Source organism: Candidatus Limnocylindrales bacterium (assembly GCA_035626395.1).
GTDB lineage: Bacteria > Desulfobacterota > Binatia > UBA1149 > CAITLU01 > DASPNH01.
The window spans coordinates 401,903-414,883 of the sequence record DASPNR010000030.1 but is presented as its reverse complement, the minus strand read 5'-3'; the positions used below and the strand labels follow the sequence as shown (position 1 = coordinate 414,883).

The window sequence follows — 12,981 nt, the reverse complement described above, 5'->3', positions numbered from 1 at the left end:
CCTAGCGCCGGAACAGCGAGCCGAAGAACTTGCCCACCTTCTTGAACACGTTCGGGCGCTGCTCGCGTGGCGGCTCTTCGCGCGCCGGCTCGCGTTCGGAGAGCTGCCAGCCGCCCCAGCCTTCGGGAGCGGCCGCGACGTCGTAGGTCCCATGCAATTCGCAGGGCGCCGTGGGATCGGTGCCGTCGAGGAACGGCAGCGTCACGCGCCGCGGGCATGACGGCGTGCCGAGGCCGCCGGACTCCGGATCGATGGTTGCGGTGACGATGCCGTCGGGGACCGCAAAGTCTTCGCTGCGCACCGCCGAGCGCTGCACGATCTTCACCCATGCCGGCAGTGCCGCCTGCGCGCCCGTCAAGCCGGTGCTCTTGGGAGTATCGAAGCCGACCCAGACGCCGCAGACGACATCGGGCGTGTAGCCGACGAACCAAGCATCCCTGTAATCCTGCGTCGTGCCGGTCTTGCCCGCAGCCGGCACCTTCAGGCCCAGCCCGGCGGCGCTGGCGCCGGTGCCCGAGCGCATGGCCATCTTCAGCCCGGCCGTGACGAGGTAGGCGACGTCGGCATCGACGACGGGGTCGCGACGCTCGGCGTGCCGGTAGATCTCGGTGCCGTCGGCGGCAACGACCGACTCGACCGCATACACGGGCGATCGCGTGCCGCCGTTGGCGATGACTTGATACGCCGCCGTCAGATCCAGCACCGTCGTCTCTTCGGCACCGATGGAGATCGGCAGCAGCGGCTGCAGGTCCTGCGGAATCCCCAGCTCGCGGGCGGTGCGCACGATCCGCTCGGGGCCGACGCGGCTTCCGAGGTAGGCCGCCGGAACGTTGAGCGATTCGGCCAGCGCGGTGGCGGCGGTGGCCCGCAGCCGGAACTGGTGCTCGTGGTTCTCCGGCGACCAGCCGCCGAAGCTCATCGGCTCGTCGGGCAGCAACGAGGCCAGCGTCAGCGGCGGATCGATCGGCGAGCGCTCAGGATCCATGGCGGCCAGGTAGACGATCGGCTTGAAGGCCGAGCCCGGCTGCCGCAGCGCGAAGGCCGCACGATTGAACTGGCTCTCGGCGTAGCTGCGCCCACCGATCAGCGCGCGAATCGCGCCGGTGCGTGCGTCGAGCACCACGGCTGCGCTCTGCAGCTTCTGCGACTTGGTGCCGCTGCCGCGAAGGCCGCGATAGCTCTTTTCGAGCCGCTCGATGTTGGCGCGCACGGCCTCGGCAGCGGTGTCCTGAACGGCTGCGTCCAGCGTCGTGAAGACCTTCAGCCCGGCCAGGTCGGTGCCGATGCCAGGCAGCCTGGCCAGCTCGGCGGTCACGTAGTCGGTGAAATAGGGAGCCCGTCGCAGCGCAGGCGGCGTGCGGACCTCGATGGGCGAGGCCACGGCCGCTGCGTAGGTGGCCTCGTCGATGACGCCTTCGCGCCTCATGATGCCGAGCACGGCGTCGCGTCTTTTCCTGGACGCTTCGGGATGCCGGCGCGGATCGTACATCGTCGGCGCCTGCACCATGCCGATCAGCGTGGCCGCCTGCGCCGGCGTCACTTGCGACAGATCCCTGTCGTAGAAGTAGCGCGCCGCCTGCGGCATCCCGTGAATGGGAGCTCCGGCGTGCGCGCCGAGCGAGACGTCGTTGATGTAGCGCTCGAGGATCTCGTCCTTGGTCAGACGCACCTCGAGCACGATGGCCGTGGCGAGCTCGAGCAGCTTTCGCGAGAAGCTGCGCTCGCGTCGCTCCAGGAACGTGCGCGCAAGCTGCTGCGTCAGCGTGCTGGCGCCCTGCGCCAGCCGCCCCGCGCGAACGTCGGCGATGGCAGCCGCGACGATGCGCACGGGGTTGAAGCCCGGGTGCCAGTAGAAGAACTGGTCTTCCGTCGCTAGCAGCCCGCCGACGAGGTACGGCTGCTGATCCGAAAGCCGCGCCTCGATGCGCTCGGCCGGAGCGCCGGAGGCCAGGCGGCCGATCGCCTGCGGTTCGAGCGTCGCCTGGCGCGCGGGATTGCCGGCGCCGTCGGTGACTGCCGCAATCCGTCCCTTCTCCACCTTCACCCGAAGCAGCGCAGCGGGGTGGCGCATCGGCCCGTGCGAATAGCCGCGCAGGTGCACGACCAGATTCGCACCTTCCCTAGAATACTGTCCGGGCGCGGGTTGGCCTTCCACGAGCGAATAGTGAAGCGACGCGAGACGATCGAGCAGACGGCTGCCCTCGAGGTCCTGACCGGCCTCGATGGCGTGTGGAGCCGAGTAGATCGAAGAGGAAAGTGCAGCCTGGCGCCGCTCGATCAGCGCGGACAGATCCGTGTAGAGGCGTGAGAGATAGACTCCGCCGCCGGCCAGCACCACGACGGCGGCGAGCACGAGGCCGCGGCGCAAGCGGCGCCGAGGGCCGCGCCGGGGCGGTGGCCTCTTCTTGTAGGAATGAACTCGTCGAGCGGCCACTTCGGTTCCCGCTGCATCCTCTGCCTCGCCTCACGTCGTGACGAATCGCGACGCCTGGCGCATCCCCTCTTCATGGAATGGCGCGGCGCCGTATCCATGACGCTCAGCCCCTCATCCTCTGCAGCCTCGCGCCGCGCTGCTCTGCAACGCCAGGCGCGGTCATCGAACGAACATCATAGGAGGGATCGCGACCGAATTCACTTCGGACCTGCCCGCGGTGCGGCCCGCCAGTCGCCGCCGGGCCGCGATCGGGATCAAACTCTGCGCAGCGTCGGGCAGCGATCATGCCGGGGCGGAATTACGGCGTCACAGGCGCTGCAGCTCCGGCACCGCACGGCGACCGGCACGCGCGAACGCAAGCGCATGCACGCGATGCAGCTCTTCTTCGGCTCGTGCGCGGACGAGCTCCAGATCGGCGGCGCGTGCTCCGGGCTCCACCACGATCGCCTGCGACACCTCGGCCCACAGCCGCCCGAACGGCAGCGGCACCATCGTGCGATCCCACGTCGGCAGGAACCACGCCGGCGCGGCCTGGATCTTCATGCAGTAGATGGCTGCCCCCGTCTCCAGCGCCACGAATGCGAAGCCGGCCTTGCAGGCCCCGGCCGGGCCGCGCGAGCCGTCCGGCGTAATGGAGATGACGAAACCTTCCTCGGCGCGGCTGCGTCCGAAGCGCACCAGCTCGCGCACCGCCGACAGCGTGCGGCGGCGGCTGTCGCGCGAGCTGGAGCCGCCGCGTACGGAGCTGTGGCCGAGCGCGTCCATGGCGAAGGCGATGAAGTCGCCGGCGTCGCCGACATTGGCGAGGCCGCACACCTGCAGGCCGCGCAGGAAGTACGGCGCCACGAACACGTCCTGATGCAGCAGCAGCAGCAGCGTCGCCTGGTGCGTGCGCTTGCGCTCGCGCAGCACCTCGAGTGCGGAATCGTCGATGCGGCTGGTCGCGTAGACCAGGCGCATGTAGGCGATGTAGACGGCGGGAAGACGCCGCGCCAGCCACGCCACGACGTGCTTCTTGCGTCGTCGCCCCGCCGGCAGGTGCTCGAGGTCGTCGGTCCCTTCCAAGGATGATTCGCGCAAGGTGCCCGCGGCGCCTCAGTAGCCCTTCTCGCGCAGCCACTCGACGATGACCGAGACCGCGCGATCGCGTCCCCATTCGCTGCGGCCGGCCGCGGGAAAGCCGTAGTGATCACCCTCCAGCTCGACCAGGCGCTTGTCGTCCGTGGCCAGGCTGTCGTGGATGAGCCGGGCGTCGCGGCGAAAGACGCCGTTGTCGCCGCTGTAGGCCACGACGATCGCCGGCACGGTGATCGATGGCCCCGCCAAGGGAATCGAGGCGCGCGAGGAAAGGCCCGACCAGGTCGACAGCCACGCCTCCGGCGTCACCAGGCGCGAGAATCCGAATGGACCGTAGTTGAAGAGGTCGGGGCGGTGCGTCCACAGCGAGCCGTAGTCGCGGTTCGATGCGTCGATGGATGGATCGACGTAGGCCGGGTCGGCCTCCGTGCGATAGACGGTCATGAAGCGCGTGGCGACGGCCTCGCGCCATGACGCGGTATCGCCGGGGTTGTCGGCGGCGCGGCGGCGTGCGGCCCGCTTTCGCGCCACCAGCGCGCGCGCACGGCGGTCGATGCGCTCGACGCGCGCCCTCTGCGCCTGGCGGTAGCGGGAGAGAAACTCCTCGCTGTAACGCGACGGCTGCGGCGGCTGCGCGAAGCCGTTGCGCGGATCGTACATGTCCAGCTCCGCGTCGCAGGCGACCGGATCGTCCTCGTCGACCACCGATGCGTCGATGGCATGCAGGAGGAACAACCCCTCTCCCGGATGCGCAGCCAGATAGACGACGGCGTCGACCGGCGGCATGTGGAAGCGGTTCAGATCGAAGGGATCGCCGGCTGCCGTCTCGGTCAGGCGCCGCCCGGAGCCGGCGTGCGCCTGCTGCATGTAGAACGAGAAGAGCGCGCCGCCGCCGCTGTTGCCGATGGGAACCACGTTCTGGAAGCCTAGCTCGCGAAGGGCGCGCATTCCGGCCGCGACATCGAGCAGCGCCTGCTCGTGGATGAGGGTGGAATCGTTGCCGACCCAGCGGCTGTTCTGCGTCAGCACCGCGAAGCCGGCCTCGAGCAGGCCCGGCACCGCGTAGTGCCGCAGGAAGTCGGCGCGCGGATGCATCAGCGTCAGCACCGTCGGCGGCTGCGGCCCCGGCGGCAGCCACAGCACGCCGTGGCTGTTGGCGCGGTCCTCGCTCTGCAAGCCCAGCACGCGCGTGGTCGTGCCGCGTGGCGGTTCGCGGTGGAACTCGACGGTCAGGTACGGGTTCTCGTAGCGGCCGATGCGTGGCATCGCGCGACCATAGCAGGCCGCCGCGCATAGAAAACGCAGCGGCTCACAGGCGGACGCAGACCCCGCGCTCGCCCAGGAAGCGCTTGCACTCGGCGATGCTGTACTCGCCGTAGTGGAAGATGGACGCGGCCAGCACGGCGTCCGCCTTTCCGTCGGTCAGACCTTCGAGCATGTGCTGCGGCGTTCCGACGCCTCCCGAGGCGATGACGGGAACACCCACCGCGCGCGCGACGGCGGCGGTCAGCTCGAGATCGTAGCCGGCCTTGGTGCCGTCGCGGTCCATGCTCGTCAGCAGGATCTCGCCCGATCCCAGCTCTTCCATGCGGCGCGCCCACGCCACGGCATCGATGCCCGTGGGGCGGCGCCCGCCGTGCGTGTAGATTTCCCAGCCGTCGGTGCAGCCGGGATCGACGAGCAGCTCCGGATACTTCCCCGCCCAGGCCGGTCGCCCCGAAATGCCGCCGCCGTCGGTGGCAAGCTCGAGCGAGCGCGCGCGGTGGCGCGCATCGATGGCGACCACGATGCACTGCGCGCCGAACGCACGCGCCGCCACGCCGACGAAATCCGGATCGGCCACGGCCGCGGTGTTGACCGAGACCTTGTCCGCGCCGGCCTTCAGCAGCGTGCGCACGTCCTCGACCGTGCGCACGCCGCCGCCGACCGTCAGCGGCATGAACGCCTGCGATGCGGTGGCACGCACCACGTCCAGGATGATGCCGCGCTTTTCGTGGCTGGCGGTGATGTCGAGGAACGTCAGCTCGTCGGCCCCTTCGGCATCGTAGCGCGCCGCACACTCGACCGGATCGCCGGCATCGCGAAGGCCGAGAAACTGCACGCCTTTGACGACGCGGCCGTCCTTGACGTCCAGGCAGGGAATGATGCGCTTGGCGAGCATGGCCTGCGTCAGTCCGCGACGGCCAGCAGGTCGGGAAGGGTCACCGCGCCGTCGTACAACGCGCGGCCGACGATCACGCCGCCGATCCCGCTGTCCTCCACCGCGCGCAGCCGCCGCACGTCCTCGACCGAGTGGACGCCGCCGGAGGCGATGACGGGAATCGTCAGCGCCCGCGCCAGCGCCGCGGTCGACTCGACGGAGACGCCGGCGCCGGTGCCGTCGCGGTCGATGTCGGTGAAGATGATGCCGGCGGCGCCGCGGCTCTCCATCTCCCTGGCCAGCGCGACGGCATCGACGGGCGTGTCCTCGAGCCAGCCCTTGATGGCCACCTTGCCGCCGCGTGCGTCGATGCCGACCCAGACGCGGCAGGGGAACCGCCTGGCCGCCTCGTCGACGAGCTCGGGCGTCTCGACGGCGGCGGTGCCGATGATCACACGCGTCAGTCCCGTCTCGAGCCATCCTTCGATGTCGCCGATGCTGCGAATGCCGCCGCCGAGCTCGCTGATCGTGCCGGCGTTGAAGTGGGCGATGCGCGCCAGGATGGCTTCGACCGCAGGTCGGTTGACCGGCGTGCCGTCGCGCGCGCCGTCGAGATCGACGATGTGGATGGCGCGGGCGCCCTGGTCGAGCCAGCGCTGCGCCATCGCCCCCGGATCGTCGCCGAAGACGGTCTCGCGCTCGTAGTCCCCGCGCAGCAGGCGAACGCAGCGGCCGCCGCGAATGTCGATGGCAGGAAGGATCAGCACGGCCGTCAGTGCCTGGCGCCAGCCTTGGCCCGGGCGCTGCCTTCGCTGGCCGCGACCAGGCGAGCGAAGTTCTCGAGGATCTTCAGCCCCGCCGCCTGGCTCTTCTCCGGATGGAACTGCGTGGCGAAGATGTTGTCGCGCCACGCGCTGGAGACGAAGTCGATGCCGTACGGCGTCGTCGTGGCGACGATCGAGGGATCGGGCGTCTCCACGTAGTAGGAATGCACGAAGTACACGCGCGTGCCCTCGGGCAGGCCTTGCAGGTGCGGCGCACGCTGGCGCACCACCAGCTCGTTCCATCCCATGTGCGGCACCTTGAGATCCCGATCGTCCGGCTCGAAGCGCCGCACGCGTCCGGGCAGGATGCCGAGGCCCGCAACGCGGCCGAACTCGTCACTCTCTTCGAAAAGGATCTGCATGCCCACGCACACGCCGAGGAACGGACGTCCCGAGGCGGCAGCCGACCGCACACAGCCTTCCAGGCCCGCCGCGGCGAGATTGTTCATGCAATGCGCGAACGCGCCCACGCCGGGCAGCACGACGCCGCCGGCCGAATCGATGATCGAAGGATCGGAAGTGACCACCACTTCCCCGCCCACGTGCTCGAGCGCCTTGGAGACGCTGCGCAGGTTGCCCACGCCGTAGTCGACGACCGCGATCATGCTGGTGCCGGCGGCCTCATCCCTGCAGCGTGCCCTTCGTCGAGGGCACGCCCTGCACGCGCGCGTCACGCGCGCACGCCATCGCCAGCGCCTTGGCCAGCGCCTTGAACGTCGCCTCGATGATGTGGTGCGGGTTGCGGCCATAGCGCACGTTGACGTGCAGGTTCATGCCCGCGGCCGTCATCAGCGCCTGCATGAAATCCTCGACCAGCCCGACATCGAACGTGCCGACGCGCTGAGGCTTGAGCGGCACGTTGTAGACCAGGTACGGCCGCCCGCTGAGATCCACCGTCACCGCCACCAGCGCCTCGTCCAGAGGAGTCTCGAAATGGCCGAAACGGGCGATGCCCGCCTTCTCGCCGAGCGCGCGCCGCAACGCCTCGCCGATGGCCAGGCCTACGTCTTCCACCGTGTGGTGATCGTCGATGTGCGTATCGCCGGTGGCGGCGATCTGCATGCCGATTCCCGAGTGCCGCGACAGCGCCTCGAGCATGTGATCGAGGAACGGGACGCCGGTGCTGATCGAATAGCCGGGCTCGTCGATGCCGAGGCGCACGTCGATCCGCGTCTCGCTCGTCTCGCGCAGCACCTCGGCGCGGCGCGGTTCGAGAGCTGGGGCGGCGCCTGCGCCGGCGGGTTTCGCGCCGCCACGACGGGCGCGCGGCGCACGCGGCCGCACCTCGGTGGCGCTACGCGCGGCGCTGCTCTTCTTGGCGGCTGTCTTCTTGGTCTTGGCCACGTGTTCCTCGCTTCGGCTGCGCGTGCCGTTATTGCGGCCGCTTCGGCTTCCTTCGCGTCACCGCGGCGGCGTGCGCGTCCAGGCCTTCGGCCCGCGCCAGCGCCGTCACCACGCCTTCCAGCCGCGCAAAGCCGCGGCGATCGACCTCGATGATACTGGTTCGCTTGACGAAGTCATAGACGCCGAGCGGCGACGCAAACCGCGCCGAGCCGCCGGTGGGCAGCACGTGATTGGGACCGGCGGCGTAGTCGCCGAGCGGTTCGGTGGTGAGCGCTCCGACGAAGATCGCGCCTGCATTGGTCAGCTTGGGCACCAGCGTGCGCGCACGCCGCGTGAAGACCTGCAGGTGCTCGGGAGCGATCTGGTTGGCGAGCGCGCAGGCGCGATCCAGATCGGCGGCCACCAGGATCGTGCCGTACTGGGTCAGCGACTTGGCCGCGATGTGCGCACGCGGCAGCTCCTGGCACTGGCGCGCCAGCGCCTCGGCCACTCTGGCGCCGTGCTCCGGCGACGTGGTGATGCAGATGGAGGCGGCGAGCTCGTCGTGCTCGGCCTGCGCCAGCATGTCGGCGGCGACCCACTCCGGATCGGCGCTGTCATCGGCGACGATCAGCACCTCGCTCGGCCCCGCCACCATGTCGATGTCGACCTCGCCGAACACAAGGCGCTTGGCCGTGGCGACCCAGATGTTGCCGGGCCCCACGATCTTGTCGACGCGCGCGATGCTCTGTGTTCCGTAGGCCAGCGCCGCCACCGCCTGCGCGCCGCCGATGCGCAGCACGCGCGTGGCGCCGGCGATTCTCGCCGCCGCCAGCACCTCGTCGCGGATGCCGTCGCGCGAGGGCGGCGTCACCACGGTGATCTCGGGAACGCCGGCGACCTTGGCCGGCACGATGTTCATCAGCACGCTGGACGGATACGCGGCCTTGCCTCCGGGCACGTAGACGCCGGCGTGCGCGAGCGGCGTGATGCGGATGCCGGTGCGGATTCCGTCCTCCCTGCGGTCGAAGCCGCGCTCGCGCTCGTTGCGATGGAACGCGCGGATGCGGGCATGCGCCTTCTCGAGCGCGCGCAGCAGCGAAGGCTCGACGCGCGCGGCGGCCGCATCGATCTCGCGCCGGCTCACTTCGAAGCCGCTCTTGCGAAGATCGACACCGTCGAGCTGCCTGGTAAGACGCGCGAGGGCGGCGTCGCCGTCGCGCCGGACCTCCTCGAGGATGGCCAGCACCCTGGCTTCGACGCCGGCCGGCCCGCGCCCGCGCTGCGCGAGCCTGGCCAGCTGCGCCTGCGCCTGGCGCGTGCCGTCGCGCAGAACGGCCACCGTCGCGCTGGCCGCGTCGCTGCGAGCGCCACCCGCCGCCGTACGCCCGCGCGCGGCGACGCGACCTCGCAACACGCGCGCGCCGCCGCCGGCGCCTGGAGCGCCGGCTTTCATGCGCCCTCCTTCTCGCGCGACACCTGCGCGCCGAGGAGTGCCAGCTTCTTCTCGATGTGCTCGTAGCCGCGGTCGAGGTGGTAGATGCGCATCACCTCGGTCGTGCCGCTGGCCGCGATGCCGGCCAGGACCAGACACACGCTCGCGCGCAGATCGGTGGCCATCACCGGTGCTCCCGACAGCGAAGGGCGTCCGGTGACGATGGCGGCGCCGCGGTTGATCTGGATCTGCGCGCCCATGCGCGCCAGCTCCTCGACGTGCATGAAGCGATTCTCGAAGATCCGCTCCTCGATCTGGCAGCGTCCGTCGGCCAGGCACATCAACGCCATCCACTGCGCCTGCAGATCGGTGGGAAAGCCGGGGAACGGCGCCGTGACGATGTCGACCGGCCTCGGCCGTCCCTGCATCGAGGCCCGCACGCCATCGGGCTGGATGTCGATCTTGCAGCCGGCCAGCGTCAGCGTCTCGAGCAGGCTCTCGAGGTGATCGGCGCGCGCCCCGCGGACGAACACGTCGCCTTCGGTCATGGCCGCGCCGCACAGGAACGTGCCGGCCACGATGCGGTCCTCGACCACCGCGTGCTGCATGCCCGAGAGCTGCGCCACGCCTTCGATCTCGATGACCGAGGTGCCGGCGCCGCAGATGTTGGCGCCCATCGACACCAGCGCACCGGCAAGATCGACAATCTCCGGCTCGCGCGCGGCGTTCTCGATGCGCGTGCTTCCCTTGGCCAGCGCGGCCGCCATCATCACGTTCTCGGTGGCGCCCACCGAGGGCATGGAAAAGATGACGTGTCCGCCGACGAGACTGTCGGCCGAAGCGTTGGCGTAGCCGCCGTCGAGCTCGATCCTGGCGCCGAGCGCGCGCATGCCATCGAGATGAATGTCGATGGGACGGCTGCCGATGGCGCATCCGCCGGGCCGCGAGACGCGCGCGCGGCCGAAGCGCGCCAGCAGCGGCCCCAGCGTCAGGAACGACGCGCGCATGCGCCGGACCAGATCGTAGGGCGCCTCGAACTTGTCGACGTTGGCGCAGTCGACGATCAGCTCACCGGGCGCAGGGCGGTCGACTCGCGCCCCGAGCGCCTCGAGCATGCGCGCGGTCGTGCGGATGTCGGCGACGTCGGGGACGTTGGTCAGCCGGCACGGCTCATCGGTGAGCAGGCATGCGAACAGCAGCGGCAGCGCCGCGTTCTTGGCGCCGCCCGCCTCGACCTCGCCTGCCAGCCTGGTGCCGCCTTGGATGACCAGCTTGTCCATCACGATCTCCTGCCTGCGACGACGCGCTCGGTGCCGGCGAGGTCGCGCACGACGCGCACGTCGGCGTAGCCCGTCTCCTCGAAGCACTGCCGCACCAGGCCCGCCTGCGTTCCGACTTCCACCGCAAGCCAGCCGCCCGGCGCGAGCAGCTCCGGCGCGCCGAGCACCAGAGGGCGCGTGGAATCCATGCCGTCCTCGCCGGCAACCAGGGCCATGCGCGGCTCCCAGTCGCGAACCTCGGGAGGCAGCGCGGCGACCTCGCCGGAGCGGATGTACGGAGGGTTCGCCACGATGAGGTCGAAGGCGCCTCGGCCGCTTAACGCCGTCAGAAGATCCCCGGAGACCCACTCGATGCGCCCCTCGACGCCGTGCCGGCACGCATTGCGGGGCGCGACCTCGAGCGCCGCCTCCGACCTGTCGGTGGCCACGACGGACGCTTGGGGAATCTCCTTGGCGATCGCGACCGCGATGGCTCCCGAGCCCGTGCCGACGTCGGCCACGCGCACGGCATCGGCGCCGGCCGCAACACGCGCGCGCAGGATCTGCAGCGCCTGCTCCACCAGCAGCTCGGTTTCGGGCCGGGGCACGAGCACGCGCCGGTCGACCTCGATCTCCAGCGACCAGAACTCGCGCCGGCCGAGGATGTAGGCCACCGGCTCGCGTGCGGCGCGGCGCCGCACCAGCGCGCGATACGCATCGACTTCCTCGCGCGAGAGCGGCCGCTCGAAGCTGGTGTAAAGCTGCACGCGCGTCATGCCGAGAACCGAAGCCAGCAACAGCTCGGAATCCAGACGCGGGCTGTCGATGCCCTTGCCGGCAAGAAAGCCCTCGGTCAGTCGCAGGTAGTCCAGGAGCGAGCGCGGATTGTCGGTGCCGGTGGCGCTGCTCATCGCGGCGGCTCCGTCGATGCCGGCATCGCCGCAGCGCGCCTGCGCGCCGCCGTCGTTGCGCGCGCGCTCATCGGGCCGCCTCGGCCTTGAGCGCTTCGGCCTGGTAGTGCGCGCGCAGGGCGCTGAGCATCTCGTCCATGTCGCCGCCCAGGAATGCATCGAGCGAATAGAGCGTCAGCCCGATGCGGTGGTCGGTGACGCGGCCCTGCGGGAAGTTGTAGGTGCGAATGCGCTCGGAGCGATCGCCGGTGCCGACCATCGCGCGGCGGTTGGCGTCGATCTCCGCACGGCGCTTGGCCTCTTCCAGGTCGAACAGGCGCGAGCGCAGGATCTTGAGCGCCTTCGCCTTGTTCTTGTGCTGGCTCTTCTCGTCCTGCTGGATGACGACCAGGCCGCTCGGAATGTGCGTGATGCGCACCGCCGAGTCGGTCGTGTTGACCGACTGGCCGCCGGGGCCCGAGGAGCGGTAGACGTCGATGCGAAGGTCCTTGTCCTCGATCTTGATGTCGACCTCTTCGGCTTCGGGAAGCACGGCCACGGTGACCGCCGAGGTGTGGATGCGACCCTGCGACTCGGTCTCGGGGACGCGCTGCACGCGGTGCACGCCGCCCTCGTACTTGAGCAGGCCGTAGGCATCCTTGCCCGAGACCAGCAGCGCCGCTTCCTTGACGCCGCCCTTGGCGCCGGCGCTGATGCCGAGCGTTTCGACCTTGAGCCCGCGCAGCTCGCAGTAGCGCAGGTACATGCGCAGAAGGTCGCCGCCGAACAGCGCCGCTTCGTCGCCGCCGGTGCCGGCGCGGATTTCCACGATGGCGTTGCGCTGATCGAGCGGGTCCTTGGGCACCAGCAGCATCTGCAGCTCGCGGTCGAGCCGCTCCAGGCGCGGCTCCAGCTCGCGAATCTCGGAAACCGCCATCTCGCGGATGTCGGGATCGGAGTCGTCGCGCATCGCCTTGGCTTCGAGGAGCTGCTGCTCGGTGGCGCGACGGCGGCGGAACGTCTCGACGATCTCGGTCAGGTCGGCGCGCTCGCGCATGAGATCGGCGAACCGCTCGCGATTCCCGTATGCGGACGGGTCGGCGACCTCGGCCTCGATGGCCTCAAAGCGCTTTTCGATCTGGGCGAGCTTCTCGAGCATCTGCGTTCTTCAGAAACCATCTTCCCGGCGCCGCCGCTGCCGGCCATCGCGGCGGTGCGGGCACTGATCCCACAAACACGAAGAGGGCCGAAGTTGCCTCCGGCCCTCTTCAAAAGGTTGGGTCTGCAGGGAGCTACTTCCCGTACTTGGCGTTCCCGTATCTCTGGCGGAAGCGCTCGACCCGGCCGGCGGTATCCATGAGCTTCTGCGTCCCGGTGTAGAAGGGATGGCAGTTGGAGCAGATTTCGACGTGGATCTTCGGGGCCGTCGAGCGGGTGCGGAAGCTGTTGCCGCACGCGCAGATGACCTCGACCTCTTTGTACTCGGGATGGATGCCTGCCTTCATTGGGTCCTCTGTCGGATCGACCGGCCGCCCTCCGTGATGGCCGGGCAACGCGTCGAAGCCGGTCTGTATAGCACGGGGCGACGCCGGCTCAACC

General features: G+C 70.1%; 12 protein-coding genes. All 12 read right to left on the bottom strand.

Translation table 11 applies throughout. The features are described 5' to 3' along the window. Window position 1: 1 nt before the first annotated feature. Window positions 2–2,368 (bottom strand): transglycosylase domain-containing protein, encoded by a 2,367-nt coding sequence (locus VEC57_11230; GenBank protein HYB99690.1) that lies wholly within the window; start codon window positions 2,366–2,368, stop codon window positions 2–4. A 372-nt stretch (window positions 2,369–2,740) separates the two neighbouring features. Then, window positions 2,741–3,499: a DUF374 domain-containing protein gene (locus tag VEC57_11225; protein HYB99689.1), complete on the bottom strand. Its 759-nt coding sequence runs from the start codon at window positions 3,497–3,499 to the stop codon at window positions 2,741–2,743. 30 nt (window positions 3,500–3,529) lie between these two features. Next, window positions 3,530–4,777 (bottom strand): hypothetical protein, encoded by a 1,248-nt coding sequence (locus VEC57_11220; protein HYB99688.1) that lies wholly within the window; start codon window positions 4,775–4,777, stop codon window positions 3,530–3,532. Between the two features lie 43 nt (window positions 4,778–4,820). Then, window positions 4,821–5,672: an imidazole glycerol phosphate synthase subunit HisF gene (gene hisF, locus VEC57_11215; protein ID HYB99687.1), complete on the bottom strand. Its 852-nt coding sequence runs from the start codon at window positions 5,670–5,672 to the stop codon at window positions 4,821–4,823. Between the two features lie 8 nt (window positions 5,673–5,680). Then, window positions 5,681–6,418, bottom strand: coding sequence for a 1-(5-phosphoribosyl)-5-[(5-phosphoribosylamino)methylideneamino]imidazole-4-carboxamide isomerase (gene hisA / locus VEC57_11210; protein HYB99686.1), 738 nt, complete (start codon window positions 6,416–6,418; stop codon window positions 5,681–5,683). Between the two features lie 5 nt (window positions 6,419–6,423). Further along, the gene (hisH, locus tag VEC57_11205) at window positions 6,424–7,080 is read right to left on the bottom strand and encodes an imidazole glycerol phosphate synthase subunit HisH (protein ID HYB99685.1); all 657 of its coding nucleotides are present in this window, start codon (window positions 7,078–7,080) and stop codon (window positions 6,424–6,426) included. 16 nt (window positions 7,081–7,096) lie between these two features. Continuing rightward, complete coding sequence (gene hisB, locus VEC57_11200) at window positions 7,097–7,819, bottom strand: imidazoleglycerol-phosphate dehydratase HisB (GenBank protein ID HYB99684.1); 723 nt, start codon at window positions 7,817–7,819, stop codon at window positions 7,097–7,099. Between the two features lie 28 nt (window positions 7,820–7,847). Then, window positions 7,848–9,254 (bottom strand): histidinol dehydrogenase, encoded by a 1,407-nt coding sequence (hisD, locus tag VEC57_11195; protein HYB99683.1) that lies wholly within the window; start codon window positions 9,252–9,254, stop codon window positions 7,848–7,850. Next, window positions 9,251–10,513, bottom strand: a complete 1,263-nt coding sequence (gene murA, locus VEC57_11190; GenBank protein ID HYB99682.1) for a UDP-N-acetylglucosamine 1-carboxyvinyltransferase — start codon at window positions 10,511–10,513, stop codon at window positions 9,251–9,253. Before murA ends, hisD begins: the two co-directional genes overlap by 4 nt. Next, window positions 10,513–11,403, bottom strand: a complete 891-nt coding sequence (gene prmC / locus VEC57_11185; protein HYB99681.1) for a peptide chain release factor N(5)-glutamine methyltransferase — start codon at window positions 11,401–11,403, stop codon at window positions 10,513–10,515. Before prmC ends, murA begins: the two co-directional genes overlap by 1 nt. Window positions 11,404–11,470: 67 nt before the next feature. Beyond that, window positions 11,471–12,541 (bottom strand): peptide chain release factor 1, encoded by a 1,071-nt coding sequence (prfA, locus tag VEC57_11180; GenBank protein ID HYB99680.1) that lies wholly within the window; start codon window positions 12,539–12,541, stop codon window positions 11,471–11,473. Window positions 12,542–12,674: 133 nt separating this feature from the next. Next, complete coding sequence (rpmE, locus tag VEC57_11175) at window positions 12,675–12,887, bottom strand: 50S ribosomal protein L31 (GenBank protein HYB99679.1); 213 nt, start codon at window positions 12,885–12,887, stop codon at window positions 12,675–12,677. Window positions 12,888–12,981: the final 94 nt, after the last annotated feature.